The organism is Streptomyces sp. NPDC086023 (assembly GCF_044540325.1).
GTDB lineage: Bacteria > Actinomycetota > Actinomycetes > Streptomycetales > Streptomycetaceae > Streptomyces.
This window is the reverse complement of record NZ_JBITRX010000025.1, coordinates 72,061-92,103: the sequence shown is the minus strand read 5'-3', so window position 1 is coordinate 92,103 and position 20,043 is coordinate 72,061. Positions and strand designations below refer to the sequence as shown.

19 protein-coding genes and 1 tRNA gene are annotated in these 20,043 nt (G+C 71.4%); 13 read left to right on the top strand and 7 right to left on the bottom strand.

The genetic code is table 11. The annotated features are described in order from the left end of the window. The first annotated feature begins 7 nt into the window (after window positions 1–7). Both ACIF6F_RS33160 and ACIF6F_RS33155 read left to right on the top strand, forming a co-directional pair. Window positions 8–733 carry a C40 family peptidase gene (locus ACIF6F_RS33160; protein WP_399955697.1) on the top strand — a complete coding sequence of 242 codons (726 nt, stop codon included), beginning with the start codon at window positions 8–10 and terminating at the stop codon, window positions 731–733. 261 nt (window positions 734–994) lie between these two features. Beyond that, window positions 995–1,933, top strand: coding sequence for an NADP-dependent oxidoreductase (locus ACIF6F_RS33155; protein WP_399955695.1), 939 nt, complete (start codon window positions 995–997; stop codon window positions 1,931–1,933). A 318-nt stretch (window positions 1,934–2,251) separates the two neighbouring features. On the opposite strand, the gene ACIF6F_RS33150 is transcribed toward ACIF6F_RS33155, so the two are convergent. The 5 genes from ACIF6F_RS33150 to ACIF6F_RS33130 all read right to left on the bottom strand — a co-directional run bounded on the left by ACIF6F_RS33150 (window position 2,252) and on the right by ACIF6F_RS33130 (window position 7,303). Next, a complete protein-coding gene (locus ACIF6F_RS33150) occupies window positions 2,252–3,256 on the bottom strand; it encodes a hypothetical protein (RefSeq protein ID WP_399955690.1) in 1,005 nt (334 codons plus the stop codon). A 2-nt stretch (window positions 3,257–3,258) separates the two neighbouring features. Next, window positions 3,259–3,846, bottom strand: a complete 588-nt coding sequence (locus tag ACIF6F_RS33145) for a hypothetical protein (protein ID WP_399955687.1) — start codon at window positions 3,844–3,846, stop codon at window positions 3,259–3,261. Window positions 3,847–4,134: 288 nt separating this feature from the next. Then, complete coding sequence (locus ACIF6F_RS33140) at window positions 4,135–4,920, bottom strand: CAP domain-containing protein (protein WP_399955684.1); 786 nt, start codon at window positions 4,918–4,920, stop codon at window positions 4,135–4,137. A gap of 329 nt (window positions 4,921–5,249) precedes the next feature. Beyond that, complete coding sequence (locus ACIF6F_RS33135) at window positions 5,250–6,731, bottom strand: MFS transporter (RefSeq protein WP_399955681.1); 1,482 nt, start codon at window positions 6,729–6,731, stop codon at window positions 5,250–5,252. A 125-nt stretch (window positions 6,732–6,856) separates the two neighbouring features. Next, window positions 6,857–7,303, bottom strand: a complete 447-nt coding sequence (locus tag ACIF6F_RS33130; protein ID WP_399955678.1) for an ATP-binding protein — start codon at window positions 7,301–7,303, stop codon at window positions 6,857–6,859. A 1,001-nt stretch (window positions 7,304–8,304) separates the two neighbouring features. Here ACIF6F_RS33130 and ACIF6F_RS33125 point away from each other — a divergent pair. The 5 genes from ACIF6F_RS33125 (at window position 8,305) to ACIF6F_RS33105 (ending at window position 13,573) form a co-directional block, all read left to right on the top strand. Further along, window positions 8,305–9,171: a class E sortase gene (locus ACIF6F_RS33125; protein ID WP_399955675.1), complete on the top strand. Its 867-nt coding sequence runs from the start codon at window positions 8,305–8,307 to the stop codon at window positions 9,169–9,171. 33 nt (window positions 9,172–9,204) lie between these two features. Beyond that, window positions 9,205–9,597 carry a hypothetical protein gene (locus ACIF6F_RS33120; RefSeq protein WP_399955672.1) on the top strand — a complete coding sequence of 131 codons (393 nt, stop codon included), beginning with the start codon at window positions 9,205–9,207 and terminating at the stop codon, window positions 9,595–9,597. 191 nt (window positions 9,598–9,788) lie between these two features. Further along, window positions 9,789–11,309 (top strand): peptide MFS transporter, encoded by a 1,521-nt coding sequence (locus ACIF6F_RS33115; RefSeq protein ID WP_399955669.1) that lies wholly within the window; start codon window positions 9,789–9,791, stop codon window positions 11,307–11,309. Window positions 11,310–11,376: 67 nt separating this feature from the next. Beyond that, on the top strand, window positions 11,377–12,588 hold the full coding sequence (locus tag ACIF6F_RS33110; protein ID WP_399955666.1) for an MFS transporter: 1,212 nt from the start codon (window positions 11,377–11,379) through the stop codon (window positions 12,586–12,588). A gap of 37 nt (window positions 12,589–12,625) precedes the next feature. Next, on the top strand, window positions 12,626–13,573 hold the full coding sequence (locus tag ACIF6F_RS33105; RefSeq protein WP_399955662.1) for a putative adhesin: 948 nt from the start codon (window positions 12,626–12,628) through the stop codon (window positions 13,571–13,573). Between the two features lie 64 nt (window positions 13,574–13,637). Here the strand turns inward: ACIF6F_RS33105 and ACIF6F_RS33100 are convergent, their stop codons facing one another. Next, entirely contained in the window at window positions 13,638–14,711 is a 1,074-nt protein-coding gene (locus ACIF6F_RS33100) for an FUSC family protein (RefSeq protein ID WP_399955659.1), read from the bottom strand. A gap of 147 nt (window positions 14,712–14,858) precedes the next feature. On the opposite strand from ACIF6F_RS33100, the gene ACIF6F_RS33095 reads away from it, so the two are divergent. Further along, window positions 14,859–16,178: a hypothetical protein gene (locus ACIF6F_RS33095; protein ID WP_399955656.1), complete on the top strand. Its 1,320-nt coding sequence runs from the start codon at window positions 14,859–14,861 to the stop codon at window positions 16,176–16,178. Window positions 16,179–16,348: 170 nt separating this feature from the next. After that, window positions 16,349–16,822 (top strand): hypothetical protein, encoded by a 474-nt coding sequence (locus tag ACIF6F_RS33090; protein WP_399955654.1) that lies wholly within the window; start codon window positions 16,349–16,351, stop codon window positions 16,820–16,822. Window positions 16,823–16,892: 70 nt separating this feature from the next. Here the strand turns inward: ACIF6F_RS33090 and ACIF6F_RS33085 are convergent, their stop codons facing one another. Continuing rightward, window positions 16,893–17,513, bottom strand: coding sequence for a chorismate mutase (locus ACIF6F_RS33085; protein WP_399955650.1), 621 nt, complete (start codon window positions 17,511–17,513; stop codon window positions 16,893–16,895). A gap of 203 nt (window positions 17,514–17,716) precedes the next feature. Between ACIF6F_RS33085 and ACIF6F_RS33080 the strand changes: the two genes are divergently transcribed. From ACIF6F_RS33080 to ACIF6F_RS33065, 4 genes are all read left to right on the top strand, one after another. Next, window positions 17,717–17,974, top strand: a complete 258-nt coding sequence (locus tag ACIF6F_RS33080; protein ID WP_399955647.1) for a hypothetical protein — start codon at window positions 17,717–17,719, stop codon at window positions 17,972–17,974. Between the two features lie 45 nt (window positions 17,975–18,019). Next, window positions 18,020–18,661, top strand: coding sequence for a hypothetical protein (locus tag ACIF6F_RS33075; RefSeq protein ID WP_399955645.1), 642 nt, complete (start codon window positions 18,020–18,022; stop codon window positions 18,659–18,661). 331 nt (window positions 18,662–18,992) lie between these two features. Beyond that, window positions 18,993–19,065 (top strand) — tRNA-Arg (locus ACIF6F_RS33070). 153 nt (window positions 19,066–19,218) lie between these two features. Next, complete coding sequence (locus tag ACIF6F_RS33065) at window positions 19,219–20,034, top strand: polysaccharide deacetylase family protein (RefSeq protein WP_399955642.1); 816 nt, start codon at window positions 19,219–19,221, stop codon at window positions 20,032–20,034. Window positions 20,035–20,043 lie beyond the last annotated feature (9 nt).

The following is a 20,043-nucleotide window of genomic DNA, read 5'->3' as shown; positions in this document are numbered from 1 at the left end:
CACGGCCGTGCGCGCCGGGGTGGTCACCGGGGTGCTCAGCACCGTCGCGGCGGTCTCTCCCGTGGCGGCCGACGCCCAGGAGGGCGACCGCGACACCGTCACGATGGAGCTGGACCTGAGCGCCCTCACCCGCTCCAGCACGGCCCTGGCCGCGGACGCCTTGAAGGAGAAGGGCGAGATACACGCCCGGCAGGCGGCCGCGGAGAAGGCCGCCAAGGAGAAGGCGGCCAGGGAGAAGGCGGCCAAGGAAAAGGCGGCCAAGGAAAAGGCCGCCAGGGAGAAGGCCGCCAGGGAGAAGGCCGCCGAGGAAAAGGCGGCCAAGGCAAAGGCGGCGCGGGAGAGGGCAGCCAAGGCCAAGGCCGGCAAACTGAAGCCGGGCAAGGGCGCCGCGGCCGCCGTGGCGTTCGCCCGGGCCCAGGTGGGCAGCGCCTACATCATGGGCGGCACGAGTTCTGCCGGCTGGGACTGCTCCGGGCTGGTGCAGGCGGCCTACAGGGCGGCCGGAGTCCAACTGCCGCGCGTCTCCCAGGATCAGTCGACCGTCGGCCGGGAGGTTTCGCTCAACGCCCTCAAGCCCGGCGACATCCTCTACTGGGGCGGCAAGGGCAGTGCGTACCACGTCGCCCTCTACATCGGCGGGGGGAAGTTCGTCGGTGCGCAGAACCCGTCGGCCGGTGTGGCCGAGCGGACGCTCGACTACGACCGGCCCGCCGGCGCGGTCCGGCTCGTGTGACGGGTGGCCGTACCACGGGGGCGGCGGCATCGATCCAGGGCCCGTGCCGCTCCGCGCGAGCGATCTCGGCGTCATGGAGCTGCGGTCGCCCCCCGGCCGCTGCGGTCGCCCCCGGCCGCTGCGGTCGCCGTCGACCGGCCCGTCGAACGGGTCCCCCGAACGGCTCCCCTCACAGGCGATGCGTTCGCACGATGCCGCCGCCGGCCCCGGCGCCTAGCGTGGCGGCCGCTCATCACCTGCACCAAGAGGAAACGGACTGTCGTGCGCGCTGCCATCTCAGAGTCTTACGGGAAGATCGAGGACGTCGTCAGGGTGTCCACCGTCGACGAGCCGGACCTCCGGCCCACCGACCTGTTGGTGGAGGTGCGCGCCGCCAGTGTGAACCCGATCGACTGGCTGATCGTCACCGGTTACATGCGGGTGCTGTCCGAGGCGGCCTTCCCGCTGCGCCTGGGCAGTGACGGCGCCGGTGTGGTGCGGTCCGTCGGCTCCGAGGTCACGGGGTTCGACGTCGGCGACCACGTCTACTTCCGGGTGGCTCCCGACCGTACGGGAACCTTCGCCGAGCTCGTGGCGGTGGACGCCGCACTGGTCGCGCGGGCGCCCGCGTCCGCGAGCTTCGTCGAGGCGGCCGGAATCCCCCTGGTCGCGCTGACGGCGTGGCAGGGCCTGACCGAGCAGGCCGAGGTCTCGGCCGGACAGCGGCTGCTCGTCCACGGCGGGGCCGGGGCGGTGGGCGCAGCGGCGGTGCAGCTGGCCCGGCACCTGGGTCTGCACGTCACGGCTACGGCGGCCGCGGAGGACGCGGCATGGCTGCAGGGGCTGGGCGCGGACCGGGTCATCGACTACCGCACGCAGGCCTTCGAAGACGTTCCGGGCGAGTACGACGTCGTGTTCGACACCGTGGGCGGGGACACCCAGAAGCGGTCGTACACCGTCCTCGCGCGTGGGGGGACGCTCGTGTCGATCCTCGGAGCGCCGGACGCCGAGCATCTGGGGCAGCTGTTCGGCGTGCGGGTCAGGCCCTTCTTCATGCGCCCCGACGGCGGTCAGCTGGCCCGCATCGCGGAGCTGGTCGACGCCGGAGCCCTGCGGTCCCGGGTCGACAGCGTCTTCTCCCTGGAGGACGTCCGGGAGGCCCTGACCCGCAGCGCCTCGGGCCACGCCAAGGGCAAGGTCATCGTCTCGGCCCAGGCGTGACTCACAGCCGGCCGGAAGGAACGGGACCGGCGACGCGTCGCAGTTCCGGTCGATCAGCCGTCCCCGGCAGGTCGGTTCACCACCGGAGCTTCGGGCCGTACGGCCGGTCGGTCCGATGACCGCGATCCACACGGTCGGGCGGAGTGTCCGCCCGACCGTGCACCGACTCATTGCACCGCGTACTCGGGACTGCCGGTCGAACTCGCGCATCCATGGACGGCGACGGCCGGCAGCCAAGCCTCGGTCCCACTTCCGGGTGCGTGATCAGAGACGCCCGCCGCGTCCAGTGCCCGATGGCACGAGCGCAGACAAGGCACCTCACTTACTGTAGTTTGATTTCCACCTGAGCTTTTGCATGTAGATCTGGCAGTTCCCGCATGGCGCAAGGTAGTTCCATTTACCCTCACGCCATTCAAAAGTATGACACGTCACGCGCATTGTTCCCATCCCGGCCACCGCCCTTTCAACCTCCGCCCGGGACTCGGTATTGACCCCCTTGCCTGCGAGGTACTTCGCGAGAGCCTTGAATTCTCCGCAGCAGAAGACATCCCTGCCTTCCGGATTTTCTCCGCCCATGAGCGTGCTGATGAGGCCCCGAAGCCCGTTCGCGGAGACACCGTCCGTTGAAAAGGATTTGACCTGCGCTCCCCCTACGTTCAGGACGGAGGTGACCGGACTCCCCTTGCCATTGCGAGGAAGGGTGCCATTTTCCACAAACGTTTCAACCAGGCTGTAGCCCTTGTTTTTGAATTTGATCTTCTTCGCCACCTCGCTTTCCTTTTTTTGCTTGACTTTCAGCTGTTCGAAAGCCTCCTTGCCCCGCTCCACACCCTTGCCTATGTCCGCCCGCTTGACCCTCTCCGCCATCCCGTCTTCCACATGGAACATGGCGGCCATCACGTCGCGATACTTCTCAAGCTCTTCCGCAAAGCTCAGATCATAGGAGCGGAGGTCGTCTTCGAAGTTCTCGTATCGGTACTTCAGGGCATTCGCATAACCATCCCTGTAGCTCTGGCAAATCAGCTGGAGCCCATTCAGAATAGCCTGCAGCTCATCATCATCTCCACGTTCAGAGCTCGCCATCAGCGCCTGCAGGAACCGGATGAGCTCATCGGCCGCGACCAGCTGCTGCCGATACCTCTGCACATTCACTTGCGCCAGAAGGTCTGCGGAATGGTTGCGCCGGAGGTCTTCCAGCGGATCGCCATCGTACAAACACTCCTTCAGCTTGACGAGCTTCTCGTGATCCAGCCCGTCGATAAGCTTGATTATCTTCCGCTCGATACCAGTAGTACCAGCAGTAGCAGCGTCTTTGATTTCCACGTCTACGCCTTCGCACTCATTGCACTGTCGACAGCCTTCTTGATGAATTCCCTCGCGGATCTCTCATCCATCCCCCCCGACACCGCAATCTTGATGAGTCCGTCACGCAGCACCTGGGCCTTACGCATATCCTCATCCGGCGGCATGTCCGCGTCCGAAGGTTTCGTGCCGCTCTCCCCGTTTGAACGATTCCCCGCCCCCTTGTCCCGACCGACGTGAGGCTTCCCGCTCCCGGCAGCAACCTGATTAACCGTGGACCAGGACGCGGAAGCACGATAACGGGAATCTGAAAAGTAACTGGCGCGGCCGCTGTCATACTGGAAGGATTCCCCGTTCCACCACGACCCGAGGATGACCTTGACTTCCTGCAGGTTATCTTGATCGAGCTTCATTTCCAGAACGCCGCACAGGTGCCCCCTCGCGATGTCTGAAACCTCGGTCAGCGTGGCACTCCTGAGGGCCTGTACAATGTCGCCCTTTCCATACGCTGCGCGAATGCGGTACAGAAGATCGGCATCAGCCTGCACCTCCCCGATCAACCCTTCGATATTTTCGATCATGGCAACTGCCATACCGATATCAGATTCCACAGAAACCTCCTCAGTCGATTTCAATACGCCTTCGCATGCGCGGCAGGTATTCGAAATGAACCTCTTGTGGGCGGCATGAGGATCTCGCCACCGCCTGAAGGAGACCCTGCCGCCTCCCTGGTGTGCCGGTAAGGACCTGACGAACAGGAATGCGGGCACCTCACTGGGAGAATCGCGCCGGTGGACTACGCGGATCGCGACGGCCATGAGGCGGCCAGGGCGATTGCCACGCCTGATGATCATGTCCGGGTGCGGGCCGCGTGCCCACGGCCGGCCTTTGGGGCAGGCTCAGGCCGGGGTGCCGAAGACCTGGGTCCACCAGGGGCCGCCGCCCGTGGTGGTGACGCCGACGCCGATCTCGGTGAAGGCGCAGTTGAGGATGTTCTCCCGGTGGCCGGGACTGTTCATCCAGGAGTCCATCACCGCGGCCGCGTCCGGCTGGCCCGTCGCGATGTTCTCGCCGGTCCGGGACCACGCGTAGCCGGCCGCTCCGACGCGGTCCGCCGGCTGTGACCCGTCCGGGCCCGTGTGGGAGAGGACACCGGTGGCAGCCAGGGTGTTGCTGTAGGCCTGCGCCGCCTTGCTCAGGGCGGGGTCGGTCTTCAGGGCCGGGCAGCCGGCGGCCGCGCGCTCGGAGTTCACCAGGCGGGTCACTTCGAGGGCCCGACCGGTCGCGACGGTCGGGGAACCGCCGCCGGACGTGGCCGCCTGCGCCTTCGGCGCCGGGGCCCTGCTCGGGGTCGGCGCCGGTTTCTTCGCGCTGCGGGTCGGCGCGGGGGACTTGGAAGTCCTGGGGGCCGTGGGGGACTTGGCGGACGGCTTCTTGGACGCGGACGGGGCCGGCTTGGCCTCCGGTCTTGCGGAGGCGGTGGCTCCGGGGGGCGTGGGCGCCGGATCGGACGACACCGCGACCGACCCGCCCGGAGGCTCGGGGAGGACGGATGCCCGGTCGCCGAGGGCGGAGGTGTCCGGCGCGCCGACCGGAGACATCACGAGGTCGGCCCCCGCCATGCACACCGCCGCGAACGCCAGGGTGCCCGCGCCCGCCAGCGCCGCCTTGATGCGCAACGGCACGGGCGCACGCTGCCCACGGCGTCGGCCGGCGGCACGGGGACTCATGGTGGGACCTCGGGTAGGGGACGGGAGGGGAGGGTGGAGAGGGTGGGCTGACCCGTACCCCGGCAGGCAGGCGATGGCCGGCGGCCACCTCCGCCTGCCGGGGATCGTAAGCAGGGGCGCAGACACCGGGACACCGGTAAGGGGATACGCAGGGGAAGCCTTAGGGGTCCCTTGAGGTTCCGCACACGGTGGCGCGGGCTGCGCACGCCCGGGCAGGTGTTCCGGTCACGCCGGCACGGCCCGGCGGTCGTCCGGCGGGCCGACGTACCGAGCCGCGGCGGTCGTCATCCGTCGCCCTTCTCCCGCCGGGACCCCTCGTCCTTCCCCAGCCGGGAGGTCGCGGGCAGACCGACGAGGAGCAGGAGGCCGGCCGCTGCCGCGTAGGCGAGGTGGTGGCCGGCGAGCGACAGGGTGCCGTGGTGGTGCGGGGAGACGGCCTGGGCGATTCCGGCGAGGACGGCCGGGCCCGTGGCGGCGCCGAGCTGCAGGGCGGTGACCGTCACGGCCGAGGCGGTGCCGTGGTCCTCAGCCGGGACCCCGCTGAGGCCGGTGGCGGTGAGGGCGGGGAACGTGAGCCCCTGCCCGATCCCGGTGACGACCAGGCCGGCCAGGACCGCTCCCGCGTAGGGGCTGTGGGTTCCCGCCGTGCACCACAGGAGCACGCCGCCGGCGGTGAGCACGAGGCCGGCGGCCAGCAGCCTTCGGGTACCGAGGGCGTGCGCCAGCCGCCCCGAGACGAGCGCGGCCGCGCAGACGGCCAGGCTGACGGGCAGAACGGCGAGCCCGGACGCCGCGGCGGACATGCCGTGCACCTGCTGGAGGTAGAGCGGCAGCAGGAACAGCGCCCCGGTGACGCAGAAGTAGAACGCCCCCGCCACCACGGCCGAGGTCCGCACCCCGCGCAGGCGCAGGAGCGCGGGGTCCAGCAGGGCCGACCGGGTTCCGCGGGTGCGGCCGCGCCGCCACCAGAGGCAGCCGGCGCCCGCGGCCGCCGCCAGCAGCACGCCTGCGAGGGGCGCGCACCCGGGGCGGGCCGCCAGGTCGGCGCCGAGGACGGTCAGGGCGAGGGCGGCCACCAGCGCGCCCGCCCCCACCGGGTCCAGGCCGTGCTGCCGTCGCGGTACGTCCCCGGCCGGCAGCCACCGGATGGCGGCCACCGCGGTGGCCGCGGCCGCCAGGGCTTGCAGGGCGAACACCCAGCGCCATCCGAAAGCGCTGGTGACCACGCCGCCGAGCACCAGTCCGGCGCCGTAGCAGCCCGCCTGGGCCGAGGAGAACACGCCGAGGGCGCGCGAGCGCGTCCGGCCGACGGGGTACACCGCGGTCAGCAGGGCCGTGGCCGCGGGCATCGTGGCGGCCGCACCGGCCCCCTGCAGTACGCGTCCCGCGACGACCATCCAGAACGCGGAGGCCGCGAAGGCGAGCGCGCCGCCTGCCGCCACCACCACCAGGCCGCCCACGAGCACGCGGCGCCGCCGCACCCGGTCGGCCGTCGCACCGCCGCACAGCAGCAGCCCGGCGAAGGCGAGCGCGTAACCGGTCGCCGCCCAGGACAGGTTCTGCGCCGACGTGCCGAAGTGGGCGCCCAGCGAGGGCAATGCGCTGTTGAGTACGGCGACCCCGCCGGCGTCCAGGCCCGCCGCGGCACTCAGGACGGCGAGCGGTGCGTACCCGGCGGACCTCGGTGAGGCGGGGGCGGCCGTGGCAGCGGCGGAAGCGGGTCGCCCCCCGGGGCGCGGCGGTGATGCGGCAGGGCGTGCGGGCATGGGCGGGCTCCTGGAGCCGATGGGCGTGCGGGGGTGCAGAGCGTGCGGGTGGGGTGCGGGGGGAGGGCGGCGTGCGGGTGGGGTGCGGGGGGATGTGTGGGGGGAGGGCGGCGGGCGGGAGCCGCTCAGGTGAGGGCGAAGCCGGCGTAGACCGTCTTGCCGCCCGCCCCCTCCGCGCTCTGATCCGACCCGTCCCGGGGTACGACGCCCCAGTGATCGGAGAGCGCGGTCACCAGCTGGCACCCGTAGCCGCCCGACTCGCCCTTCGCCTCGTCCGCGGGCTCCTCGGGCAGAACGTCCGACGCGTCCTCGACTTCCACGACCAGTTCGCCCTGCTGCAGGCGCACCCGGACCTCGTCGGCGCCGCCGGCGTGCCGGCACGCGTTGGTGACCAGTTCGGAGACCACCAGCAGGACGTCGTCCGCCCGGCTCCCGGCGGCCTCGCACCCCGAGCGGTGGCACTCGTCGAGCACGTCGGAGACCATCCTGCGCGCCTCGCGAACCGCCTTCTTCGCTTCGGACCCGTCAGGACGGATGACGGCAGGTGCGGTGTGGGGGGTGTTCGTGCGCATGGTCCGGTCCCGATCCAGTCTGAATGACAGCTATGAGCCGACATGTCTGTTTTCTTCGCCTCTGTCATGACAGCCGAGTCGAGCCCCCGGGGGATCGGCCACCAGGCCCCACGACATGGGGGAGCCGCCCCCTCCCCCAGCCGACCGGCCCCTCCACCAAATGGCCCCGTCCCACCGCGGCGCCCCGCGCCGAGCGCCGCCGACGGCCGGTGAGCGACAACCGGTGAGCCGGGGCCGTCCCTGGCTGATCGGCGGGGTACCGACGGGTGAGCAGGGGCGCCGGGCGAGGGCTCCGCTCGGGGTGGTCCGGAGCCGAGCAGGTGATCAGCACGTGGTTGCGCGGTGCGCCAAGGCCTCGGGCGCGAGCCGCTCCGCCCCCTCGGGCGACGCCGTTCGCGGCGCAGCTCGCGACGCAGCTCGCGGCACCGTTCGCAACGCCGTTCGCGCGCGGACGAGAGCCGCCACACGCGACCGCGCCCGTGCTCGACCGGTTCGACCGCACCCGTCCGGTGACCGCACTCGCCCGGACCGTGTCGGTTAGGGAGCGCCGGGGGACCTTCGGCCGGTGTGCACCCTCCACCGGGCACGGTCCTGAGGACCGCGCCCGGCAGGGGGAGGGTGCGGGACGTGCGCATCCGGGGGGTGGGGATGCCGATGCCCGCCCCTGCACCCGCCGGCTCTCATCCGGCGCAGGGACCACACTGACCCCCGGCCGGCCGGGGCGCCCCCTGCTTCCGGACCGCTTACGGGGGGACCTGCCGGGATGCGGACGGCCTCCCCCTCCCCGTGCCCTTCCCCTGCCCGCCCGTGCCCCGGCGCCCCGCCCCGCCCGTACACCGGCGTACACCGGCGGTCCCGGAACGGCCACGTGCGCAGCGGCGCTGCCCCGATGTCTACCCGGGCGGTGGCTCCGCCCCGCCCGGCGGTGACGCATCGTGCTCCGTACCCCCGGACACCGCCGGGGGTGCGAAACCCCTTCCCCCAGCACGGCAGGAACCGACATGTCCCACCCGCCGCCCTCCAGGGCCCGCCGCGCGGACGGCCGCCCGGCCCGCCGGGCGGCGCCCCGCCGGCCGCAGCCGGACCAGGGCGCCCCCGCCTCACGCCGGCGGGCCCGGCAGCCCGCCACGGGCGGCCCCGGCCGGGGTGCCCGCCGTGGCGCCCCCGGGAGCGACCACGACGGCCGCCTGCGCCCCACCCGCCGGGGCGGTTCGGCAGCCGGCCGGATCGGCGCGGTCCTGTGCGTCATGGGACTCCTGCTCGGGCTCTACACGGCGTACTCGCTGTGGGGCACGGACTACGTCGCGAACCAGGCCGCGCAGAGCGCGTCCTCGGACCTGCGCAAGGACTGGCAGCAGCAGCGCGCGACCGGGAACGCACCGCCCAGACCCCTTCCCGGGGACGCCATCGGCTTCCTGTACGCACCGCGCATGAGCAAGTCGCCGATCCTGGTCCGGCCCGGGACCGCCGACGAGGTCCTCGACCAGGGGGTGGCCGGCGCGTACGAGCACGCCGCGATGCCCTGGGAGAAGACCGGCAACTTCGCGCTCGCAGCACACCGGGACGGCCACGGGGCGAAGTTCCACCACATGGACAGGCTGCGGCGGGGCGACACGCTGGTCGTGGAGACCCGCGACACCTGGTACGTCTACAAGCTCGACAGGACGTTGCCGAAGACGTCCATCGACAACACCGGCATCATCGAGCCGGTCCCCAAGGGCTCGGGATACTCCAAACCCGGCCGCTACATCACCCTGACCACCTGCACACCCAAGTACACCTCGGACTACCGCATGGCCGTGTGGGGCCACCTGGTGCGCACCGCGCCGGTGGACGCCGCCCGGACGCTCCCCGCGGAGCTCCGGTGACCCGCCTGCAACCGGAACGAGGAGCGAACCACGATGAGGGCGAACATGAGGATCGACCTGGCCGTGGGCCAGGCCCGGGCCGCGGAACTGGTCAAGCGGTACCGCGACCGGCTGATGGAGCACGACCGGCTCCCCCCCGACCGGGCCCTGGCGCTGGCGTGCCAGGCGTACGCGGACGGCTACGTCTACGTCACGGCCGCGCCGGGCCAGGTCTGGGAGCGGACGGAGAAGGCGGGGGGCGGGTCCGACATGCTGTTGATCCTCTCCTTCGACCAGTCGTGGCAGGGCCGCACGGCCCTGTGCGAGTTCGCCGACGGCGAGCACGACGAGCTGCTCCTGGAGGAGCTGCGCGCCCACTACACGCTTCGGTGCTGGCCGGCCGGTGACGGGGCGGAGCCGTCCTGGATCGGGCCCGGCGGTCACTGACGCCGCGGACGGGCGGCCGGCCGGCCGGAGGGCGGGCTTCTCCCCCGGCCGGTCCCATGACCGGAGGATCGGCCCGCCCCGTCCGGCCGCACAGACTGGGGAGACCGGCCTTACCGGCCCCGCCTGCTCCGTGACCTGCCCTTTCGGGCAGCTCTGGGGGAAGGGCGTCACTGCGGTCCCAGGAGTTCCCCATGTCCTCCCCCCTGACCCTCAAGTCACAGGTGCCGCCCTCCCCGCGCAGGGGCTTCCGCGGGCACCCCCGGGGCCTGGCCACCCTCTTCATGACGGAGATGTGGGAACGCTTCAGCTACTACGGCATGCGCGCCCTGCTCGTCTTCTACCTGATCTCCGGCGGCCCCGACGGGCTGCGGGCGCACCTGCCGGGCGGCGGTCTCGGGGTGACGCTGACGACGGCGACCGCCGTCTACTCGGTGTACCTGGCCGTCGTGTACCTGCTGACGATGCCCGGTGGCTGGATCGCGGACCGGCTCTGGGGAGCCCGCAGGACGGTGACGGTCGGCGCCGTGGTGATCATCGCCGGGCACTTCGTGCTGGCAGCCCCCGGCATGACGTCCTTCCTGATCGGCCTGGCCCTCGTGGCCATCGGGTCGGGCCTGCTGAAGGCCAACATCGCCCCGATCGTGGGGCATCTGTACGACCGTGACGACCCCCGCCGCGAAGGCGGGTTCACCCTCTACTACCTCGGCATCAACCTCGGCGGTCTCCTCGCCCCCCTGGTCATCGGCACGATCGGCGAGACCGTCAGCTGGTCCCTGGCCTTCGTCCTGTCCGGGGTGGGAATGGCGCTCGGCCTGGCCCAGTACCTGTTCGGTACCCGCCACCTGCCCGAAGCGAGCAACCGCGTCCCGCACCCGCTGGGCCCCGACGAGCGCCGCTCCCTGGCGCTGCGCGTGCTGGCCGTGCTCGCCGTGGTCGTCGCCTTCTACGGCGCGGTCGCCGCCACCGGGCACTACACGTTGACCTGGGCCCTGCTGCCGCTGACCCTGACCGGGCTGGCCGTCCCCCTCGTCGTCCTCGTACGGATCAGGCGTGACCGCGACCTGACGGCGGACGAGCGGGCGAAGATGCGCGGCTACACATGGCTCTTCGCCGCCGCGGCCGTGTTCTGGATGATCTACGACCAGGCGGGCTCCACCCTGCTGGCCTTCGCCAAGACCAGTGCAGCGGCGACCATCGGCTCCTTTGCCGTCCCGGGTTCCTGGTACCAGTCCCTCAACCCGGTGTTCATCATCGTCCTGGCGCCGGCGTTCGTGTGGCTGTGGCTGCACCTTTCACGGCGCCGCCGGCAGGGTTCCAACGCGGGCAAGTTCGGTGCCGGCCTGTTCCTGATCGGCGCCTCGTTCCTCGTGTTCCTGATCCCCATGGCCCTGGCGTCGGGCGGTGCGCGGGTCAGCCCCTGGTGGCTCGTGGTGATCTTCCTGGTGCAGACCCTCGGCGAGCTGAGCCTCTCCCCCGTCGGGCTGTCGGCCACCACCCGGCTGGCGCCGCGGAAGTACGGCAGCCAGATGCTCGGCGTGTGGTTCCTGGCCGTCACCGCGGGCGACTCCGTGACCGCCCTGCTGTCCATGGCACACGTGAACCTCGCCGACACCCCGGCCGTGGCGGTGGAGGGCGCGGTCGCCGTCCTGGCCGGCCTGGGCATCTACCTCGCCCGCCCGTACATCAGCCGTCTGATGGGCTCGGCGGCGTGATCGCCGGCCCGCCCGTCGCCCGCCCCGGTCCTCACCTCCCGGCCCCGGCTCCCCAGGAAGGCACCGCATGACCCCCGACATCCGGCTCGCCCGCGCCAGAAGCGCGACGATGACCACGTTCGCCCTGGTGGGAGCGATCAGCGCGGTCTGGGTGGTGCGGATCCCAGCGCTGCGGGACAAGTTCGCGCTCACCGAGCTCCAGGTGGGGATGGAGGTGCTCGCCTGGGGCCTGGGGGCACTCATCGCCATGCAGGCCGCGGGCCGGCTCGTCACCACCCACGGCAGCCACCGGGTCCTGCGCCTCACCGTGCCCAGCGCGGTGGCGGGCCTCCTGTTGCTGGCCTTCGCACCCGGATTCCCCTGGCTGCTCGCGGGGGGCCTCGTCTTCGGCGGCCTGTTCGGCCTGGTGGACGTCGCCGCCAACGCACAGGCCTCCCACCTGGAACGGGTCGGCGGCAGGCCCCTGATGGGACGGATGCACGCGGGCTGGAGTCTGGGGGCGGTGCTCGGCGGCCTGCTCGGCGCGGGTCTCGCCGCGGCCGGGCTGGGGTTCACCACCTCGGTCGCCGCGGCCGCCGTCGTCGCCCTCGTACCGGCCGGCTACGCCATGTCCCGCTTCCTGCCCGACGCCCCCGCCGATGCGGCCGCCGGGGCGGCCCGGCGCCCGAGGCTGCCGCGGGTCGTCCTGCTGCTGGGCGCCCTGATGTTCTGTGCCTTCCTCGCCGAGGGCGCGGTCGCCGACTGGAGCGGCCTGCACCTCCACGACGGCCTGGGCGCGTCGGAGACGGTCGCCGCCCTGGGCTATCCCGCGTTCGAACTGGCCATGCTCGTCGTACGGCTCGTGTGCGACCGCTTCACCCAGCGCGTCGGTGCCCGGCTGCTGCTCACCGGAGCGGGCCTGGTCGGCGCGGCCGGGTTCGTCGTCTTCGTCACCGCCCCGGCCGCACCGGTGGCGATCGCGGGACTGGTGCTGGTCGGCGCGGCGGTGTGTGTCGTGGTCCCGCTGACCTTCTCCCTGGCCGGCCTCGTCGGCGGGGACCGGTCGGCGGCGGCCATCGCCCGCGCCGGGACCTTCGGCTACTGCGGGCTGCTGCTCGGCCCCGTCGCGATCGGCCTGGTCGCGGAGCACTCGGGCCTGCGCACCGGTTTCCTCCTCCTCATCCCCGTCTGCCTGGTGGTGGCCGCCGGCGCCTGGACCCTGCCCGACCTGCGCGTCCCCGCGCAGCACGCCGCCGTCGCCGAGCCGGTGGAGGCGGCCCCCGCCGATCCGTCCCCCTGACCCGCAGTCCGCTCCCGACCGAAAGGCAGTGCCGGCGATGACCGACCTCTACCTGGTGGCCCACGGCTCCTCCGCCTCCCTCCCGACGCGGGCCCGCGTACCGCGGGGCCGCAGCCTCGTGACGTACGCGGCACCGGGCGACAGCCTGTCCACGGCGGAGATCCAGCTGGTCGTCTCCGGTGCGGCGAGCGGCCCCGAGCCGCTGGTCCGCACCGCGGACGCCGTGCCGAACACCCAGCTGTTCCCGGTGACCGACGGCGAACTGTCCGGCATACGGGCCCAGTTCGGCACATCGGGCGGTGAACTCGCCACGGTGCCGCAGCCGATGTGGCTGTGCGCGAGCCCCACGCTCTGCTCCGCCTCCCGGCACGTGTGCCGAGGGGTGCTCGGCCCGGCCTTCGACGCCTACGAGAGGATCCACGTGCTGGCCTGCCGCGGCGGGACGAAGACCCGCAACGCCGTCGCCGAGTCCCTGGCCCGGGAGACGGACGCCTTCCTGGCGGGCGACTACGCGGCCACCCGCGCGCACTGGGACGGCCTCGACCAGCTGCACCAGGCCCGCTACCTGGCGTTCGACGGGGTCGCCCTCTGGTACCAGGTGCACGGCTGCCGCCTGCGCGCCTCGGGCGCCCAGGGCGAGTTCCGCCTGCTCCACGACTTCGAGTCGTTCCTGCCGAAGGAGCACCGCAACGTCCTCCTCGCCTACGGCGACGCGGAGGACTGGCCCTGGGCCACCGAGTTCATGGCGCAGGTGCGGGCCGAGGAGGAGGCCCTCACCGCTCTGGAACGGGATTTCGACCCCTCGGCGTGGACCGGCCTCAGCGCGGCCGGGCAGCTGCGCGCCCTGGAGGTCTACCGGGAGTGGGGCACCCACTACCTGGATTCCCTCCAGGACTCCCTCACCGCCGCCGGACTCGTGGTCCCCGGCCACCTCACGCCCGACCCGGGAGACGGAACGGCTCCCGACGGGAGCGGGATGCGGTGACGCTCCCCCGCCTCCCGTCCGCCCGCCTCCCGCTGTCACGCCACGCCCCGGGCCCTCGAAGGCCTCAGGCCCAGGGTGCCGGGGGGTCGCCGGGCCCGCGGTCCGACCCGGACCGCGGCGGGACACACGCGTCGAGCACCCTGTGGAAGGGCCTGCGCAGGGCCACGGCCACGGCCTGCGGGTCCTGGTGCCGGTAGCGGTCCAGCAGGCGGCGGGCGGCCTCGGCCTCTCCGTCCGCGTCGCCCCCCGCCACCAGCGCCGCCAGGACGCGCCCCGTCGCCTCGACGACGGCGGGCAGTTCCGACCCTGCCCTGCGCAGGGCAGGGCTGGCTCCGTCCCGCGCGCTGAGCACCTCCGCCTCCACCGCGAGGAGGTCGACGTAGGACGCGGCCCCGGCGACTGTCCGCAGCCGGGCCGCCAGGTCGGCGACCCGGGTCCGGTACTTCCTGCGCAGGGGGTTGAACCGCATCGCCCGTTCCGCGTCGCCCGCCCGCACCCGCGCGTGCCGCAGCCGCTCCACCTCGGCCGCGACGACCCGCCGGTTGTCCGCGGCCGCGACCGGGTCCCCCAGGGCAGCCACGCTGCCCATCAGCGCCGCGGGCAGCCGCTCGGCGCACTCCCGGGCCAGGGCCGTCAGCTCGCGGTACGGGTGCGGGGGCCACAGGAACGGGGCCAGCACGATGGTGACCAGGCCGCCCAGCGCCGTCTCCCAGAGCCGGGTGATCCCATAGGCGTCCGGGGCGGGATTGGACAGCACCAGCAGGGACGTGAGACCGACCTGGGGGTTGAGCGCCGGGCCGGGACCCACGAGCGTGCCGATCAGCAGCGCCAGGCCCAGCACGACCACGAGGGCCGCCAGGGACGGGGTGAGGACGCTGACCACGGACAGCCCCAGGGCCACACCCGCGATGACTCCGACGACCCGCAGCGCCACCGCCGTCAGCGAGGAGAACGGATCACTGCGCAGTGCCATGAGCGGGGCGAACACGGCATAGACCGGCGGGTTCCGGGCTCCCGCCCACACCGTCACCTGCCAGGCGACGGCCCCGATGACCAGGACGCGCGCGGCTGCGGGCCCCTCGTCCCGCAGGCGCCCTCGGACCCACGCCCACGACCGGACGGCCGGTGCGGTGCTCACCGTGCCACCGTACGGCGCCACCGCACCCCACGCCTCCGGTGCCCTGCACCGACATCTGACCCTCATGCTGCCCTAAGCGCCCTCCGCCCATTGCCGCGTCGACGCTATACAGGCAGGAAAACCCACAGCGACGGAGAGCGGGGAAGCATGCCGATCGAGCCCCAGAGTATGCCCGTAACACTTGATTACACCAGCACCGAATGGCAGGCAGTGTACATCGACGAGCTGCCGGAAAACCCCACGAAGCTGACCGGCCTCACCAGAGAGCACTTTCGCAGCTACTGCCGCCATTTCGGACTCAAGGGAATAACCTCCAGCAGTAGCTTCGATTCAATTTCCTCACACTTCAAAAAGAACAGCTACAGCATCGAGAACGCCTATCGGAATTACCGTTCCAACTTCAGTACCCAGCAGCTTCTCTTCAAGTCGAACAACGCGGCACTATTCAATCGGCTCACCGACAGAAGGATAAAGAGCGCGACCGCTCGCGCCACAGCAGAGAGGATCAAACAGGCTGCCCGACTGGGGGCTGATGTCGAATACTGGTGCAGCCGTCCTTCAAATTACGTAATTGACAATGAAACCAAGTGGAATGAAGCTCTGAGAAAGTACAGGGATTCCCTGAAGGACATCCCGGTCGACCAGCAGGAACGGTCGGGATTGACCAGAATACTCAATAATATAAGCATCAAGGAAGCGAGAGTAAAGCAAGTAAAACTCGAACGCCAGCTTTCGACAAAGCAGGAGCTGGCCAGGCTGGAGAAGGCCCTGATAGGGCTCTCAGCCGAGCCGTTGCGCCTCTCCCGCGTGGCGATATGGACGGACATACTCAACAAGTACCACCAGGCCCGGGACGTCAATAGGAACGTCCCGCTGAACGCAGAAACAGAAAAGGCGATCGCGAAGCAGAAGAGCCGCCTCACGGGCTTCAGAATCGCCACCGACGCGAAGAACGAGTTCAGACGCAGAGAGCAAGACCCTCCCTCCGTAGAGGACCTCGAATATTTGAAGAAGAGGCGCTTCTCATTCGAACTCGCAGGCAAGGCTGCCGGGCTCCCCGAAGAGCTTCGGTACAGCGCCACGGTGAGCCACATGGATCAAACCATCAAAACGTGGTCCGCAAGCCTTGCAGAGCCTCATGCCCGCCAGAGGAGACCACGGTTCGAGCCCATCCGATGGCAGTACGTCATCGATTCCGATTTCCCCGTCAAGGCAGCCTGCCCTGCGAACGATCTCCACCTCTCACCGCCGCGAGAATGGGACCTCGGCACGGCAAAGGCGTTTTACGCCTTCTGCCACCTCAACAGGTATTTCCAGAACATGTCAGCCGATTATATCGGCAACCTCGACTCGTACCCTTCCGACCAGATTGTCCACATGGCCCTGCGGGACTTCGGCGTGGTGGTCTTCCAGGACGCCTGTTCCGCCTTCGAGAAAGCCTGGGAAGCCAGGCCCTGGCGTACCTAGTCGGGCCCGCGGGTGCGGCACGGCGGTGACCGAGGTCGACCTGCCCACGGGATTGCACATACGGCTGCACGGATTCCCCTGCCCTTCCCGGCAGCCGAGGTGAACCCTTCTCGTAAACGCGCCCCCGGAAGGGGATGCCGTGTTCTTCCGATACTCCTGGGGAGCTTTTTATGCAGGCAAGCCGTTCGACAGCGATCCTCGTGGCGGCTGCGGCGTTTCTGGCCGTACCGGTGACGGCATATGCCGACTCCGGGCCGAGCCCTTCCGCCCCCGGACCGGTTTCCCAGGCGGCGACGTGCTGGGGCGATGCGCCTTTCCGTTCCACGGGCACGCTCAAGAACGAATCCAACGCACACCTGAGTCTCACGAACTCGGGGGTAACGGGGCACGGAGGCTTCTGTGAAGGCGGCACCCCTGGTGACGTCGCGCCCGGTGGCATCACCACGTGGACGGGTCAGTGGGAGGATTCTCCCGGCGATGGCATCATGCTGTTCTACGCGCTGCCCGACGGAGGCGGCCAGTTCAGCGTCTACACCCTCAATGATTCTCAGAAGAATCTGAGCACCACCTGCAAGGCACCCCCCGGTCATACCTGCACGGTGGACGACCCCGCGTCGGAATCTCCCACCATCACCTTCCACTAGGCACTCGGCCGGCGAAGGCCGTAGGGGGTGCTCACGGGCGTGAGCACCCCCGGCAGTGTTCGGACTGCGGTCAGGAGGCAGGTGCCGGGCAGACATGGGCCAGGGCTTGGCCGAGGCCCTCGCGGTGGGCGGCGTCCAGTCCCAGCTCGTCGGTCGTCGCCGCCTTCGCCCGGTCCAGGGCCTCGCCGCAACCCGGGCTGACCAGCAGGGGCTCCGCCTGCCGGATGGCCGTCAGCAGGGCGCCGTCGATGCGGTCGAGCTTCGGGCGCACCTGCGTGTCGAGATCGGGCCGGTGGGTCGGCCGTTTCGCGGGGTCTGCCCGCCACGTGGCGTACAGCGCCCGCTGGACGGTCTTGTTCGCCTCGATCTGGTCCTGGATGATCCGGCGGACGGTGTCCGAAGGGATTCCCAGCTTCACGCCCTGCGCGGTCGCGCCGTCGATGACGGCCTTCTCCCGGGCCGGGTCGTCGATGGGCCGGGAGGTTCCCCACTTCGCCGCGGCCACGGTGTCCGCGGTCGTCATCCGCTCGCTGGCGAGCGTCACCAGGGTGCCCAGGGCGCGCTGGGCTGTCGCGGTCTCGGCCGGAGAGGGCCCCCGGTCGGCCTCGTCGGAGGCGCACGCCACGAGGGCGCCTGCTCCCGCACAGATGAGCACGAGCGTGGCGATCGAACGTCTGAAGAGGGAAGTCATGCACACCACTGTCTTGGAGCGCCCGGGGCGGCGGGCCCCTCCGATCGGCCCGGCGGGCAGGGGACCGTCACCCGGGCCGGTCGGCCCGGATCCCGCGAGGCGGGTGAGGCTCCGACTCCCCCAACCGGAGGGTCCACGGCTCCTCCCCAACGGCGGCTGATCGGCCCAACCGACCGCGCCGGTACCGCCCCTACAGTCCCGGTATGAATGAAAGCTCTCCCCTCGACGCGGCCGACCAGGCGGAGTTCTCCCTGCTCTGGCTCGACCACGCCCGCGACGAAGAGGACTGCGCCGGAACGCGCCGCGCGCTGCTGAGCATCGCCCGGTGCATGGCGGAGATGGGCGATACCGAGACGGCCGCCGACCTGCGGGCCCTGGCGGAGCGCCACCGGGCCCACGTCCCCGAGTGGGCGATGGACCGCAGCGTTCCGCGGCAGGCGCGCGGTCCGCTGCCGAGCTGAGCCGGCCCGCCGGAGACCAGTACCGCCATCCCGGAAGGAACCACGATGCGCCCACAGGAACCGACCTGCCCGTCGGTGGCTTCCCCCGCCCCCGAGGCCGCTGAGTCCCGGACGGCGTTCCGTGACGCGCTCGTCCGGTTCGAAGAGCTCGCCCGCACCTGCACGGCGGACAGCCTCCGCATGGAGGACCTCGTGCTGCGCGCGGGGCGGGCGGCTCCCGAGGCGACCACGCACCCGTTCCACGCAGCCGGGAGCGCGCAGGACCGGCACGAGGTCCGGCGCGTGACGTTGCTGCTCCTGGACATCCTCTACGGCGAACCGATGTCGGCCGTCACCCGCATCACCACCGACCTCACCGGCGACCGGGGCCGGCTGCGCCCCGCGTGGGAGTTCGCACTCCGGGTACGGGGCGATGCGGGCGGGCCGCCGGCCGAGGGCGTCGACCACGTCCATCAGGTCGTCGTCGCGTACGGCCGGGAAACGTTCCGGCCGAACCTGGCCAGGTGCCGCGCCCTGTGGAGCCGCCTACCGGCCGCCGACCGGGCCCTGCTGTCCCCGGAGGTCACGGGCGTGATGGCCAGGGTCACCGAACATCTCGACGCGCTGGAATCGGCGTTCTCCGCCGTCGAGCACGCTTCCCGGGCGCTGCGGACCACCGAGCACGCTGGGCGGCTCCGAGCGGCATGACCCCTTCACGGGCGCGGGCGGCGCACGGCGGGCTTCCCCCCGCTGGGCGGCGACGGTGCGGACCCGTCGTCCGGACTCGAAGCCGCAGCGTCGCGGGGCGGCCGCCACCCCGTGTGCAGCGCCTTCCAGAAGTCGGTCCAGGCGGCGGTTTCCGTCGGTCCGTGCCCTTCGACCCCGGGCAGCGTCTCGCACGAGACGACGTATCCGTCGGGTGTCAGACGGACGGATGGGGCAGACATGCGCATTCTCCCGGGCTGTCGGTCGGGTAGGGCCAGTGTCCGCCGCGTCGTCCGGCCCCGCACGTCCGAGCCCTTCGTGGCCTTCTTCTCCCGCCCCCGTAGCTCAGTGGACAGAGCGGGCGCCTTCTAAGCGCTTGGCCGCAGGTTCGAGTCCTGCCGGGGGCACCGACGACCAGGGGTGCCGCGTACGCCCGCCTCCGCCCCACCTGGCGGCCACTGGTCACCCGCCGGGAGGGCCGATCGGCCGAGGCCGCCCGGCCGGCCCGCGGACAGGATCGGTACGGCGTCACATCCCGACAGTCGATCAGGGAGCACCGCATGCGCACGAGGAGCCGAACGCATTACACCGCCAAGGCCGTTGTGGTGACCGCCGCGGTCGCGGTGGGTGCCCTCGCATGCGGTGCCGGAGTCGGCTGGGCCGCACCGGCCCCGGGCCCCGGGCCGCACGGAGCCGGTGCCGCCGCCGTGGCCCCGAAGGACGCCGGACGGCAGGACGCCCCGCAGGATCACGCGGCACCGGGCAGGGTCCCGGACAGCTTCACCACCGCGTCCGAGGGCGGTCCGCACACGGTCGACATCACCATCGACGACGGCCCGAACCCGGTGTGGACGCCTCAGGTGCTCGCCGTCCTGGCGCAGAACCACGTCCATGCCACCTTCTGCCTGATAGGCAAGAACGCGGACAAGTACCCGTCCCTGGTGGAACGGATCGCCGCCGCGGGCAACCGGCTGTGCGACCACTCCATGAACCACGACACGACCATGGACAAGAAGCCCGCCGACTACCAGAAGGAGGAGATCCTCAAAGGCCAGGCCGCCGTCGACCGGGCCGCCGGCGGAGCCAGGGCCCTGTACTACCGGGCGCCCGGCGGTGCGTTCACCCCGGCCAGCCGGCAGATCGCGGCCGCGCACGGCCTGCGCCCGCTGGGCTGGGACGTCGACCCGCAGGACTGGGGCCGTCCGGGCGCCGCCGGCATCATCACCGCGGTCGAGGACCACCTGGGCGACGGACCGATCGTCCTCCTCCACGACGGAGGCGGGGACCGCTCCCAGACCGTGGCCGCCCTGCGCCACCTCCTGCCGTGGCTCAGGCAGCACGGCTACGGCTTCTCCTTCCCCGCCCAATCGGCCTGACCGACCCGC

Excerpts from the sequence above, each read along its gene's own strand:
- ACIF6F_RS33105 (WP_399955662.1), top strand. The coding sequence starts at position 12,626 with ATGACCGACCTCTACCTGGTGGCCCACGGCTCCTCCGCCTCCCTCCCG.
- ACIF6F_RS33075 (WP_399955645.1), top strand. The coding sequence starts at position 18,020 with ATGCGCCCACAGGAACCGACCTGCCCGTCGGTGGCTTCCCCCGCCCCC.
- ACIF6F_RS33065 (WP_399955642.1), top strand. The coding sequence starts at position 19,219 with ATGCGCACGAGGAGCCGAACGCATTACACCGCCAAGGCCGTTGTGGTG.
- ACIF6F_RS33085 (WP_399955650.1), bottom strand. The coding sequence starts at position 17,513 with ATGACTTCCCTCTTCAGACGTTCGATCGCCACGCTCGTGCTCATCTGT.
- ACIF6F_RS33120 (WP_399955672.1), top strand. The coding sequence starts at position 9,205 with ATGAGGGCGAACATGAGGATCGACCTGGCCGTGGGCCAGGCCCGGGCC.
- ACIF6F_RS33135 (WP_399955681.1), bottom strand. The coding sequence starts at position 6,731 with ATGCCCGCACGCCCTGCCGCATCACCGCCGCGCCCCGGGGGGCGACCC.
- ACIF6F_RS33090 (WP_399955654.1), top strand. The coding sequence starts at position 16,349 with ATGCAGGCAAGCCGTTCGACAGCGATCCTCGTGGCGGCTGCGGCGTTT.
- ACIF6F_RS33110 (WP_399955666.1), top strand. The coding sequence starts at position 11,377 with ATGACCCCCGACATCCGGCTCGCCCGCGCCAGAAGCGCGACGATGACC.
- ACIF6F_RS33080 (WP_399955647.1), top strand. The coding sequence starts at position 17,717 with ATGAATGAAAGCTCTCCCCTCGACGCGGCCGACCAGGCGGAGTTCTCC.
- ACIF6F_RS33125 (WP_399955675.1), top strand. The coding sequence starts at position 8,305 with ATGTCCCACCCGCCGCCCTCCAGGGCCCGCCGCGCGGACGGCCGCCCG.
- ACIF6F_RS33130 (WP_399955678.1), bottom strand. The coding sequence starts at position 7,303 with ATGCGCACGAACACCCCCCACACCGCACCTGCCGTCATCCGTCCTGAC.
- ACIF6F_RS33095 (WP_399955656.1), top strand. The coding sequence starts at position 14,859 with ATGCCGATCGAGCCCCAGAGTATGCCCGTAACACTTGATTACACCAGC.
- ACIF6F_RS33115 (WP_399955669.1), top strand. The coding sequence starts at position 9,789 with ATGTCCTCCCCCCTGACCCTCAAGTCACAGGTGCCGCCCTCCCCGCGC.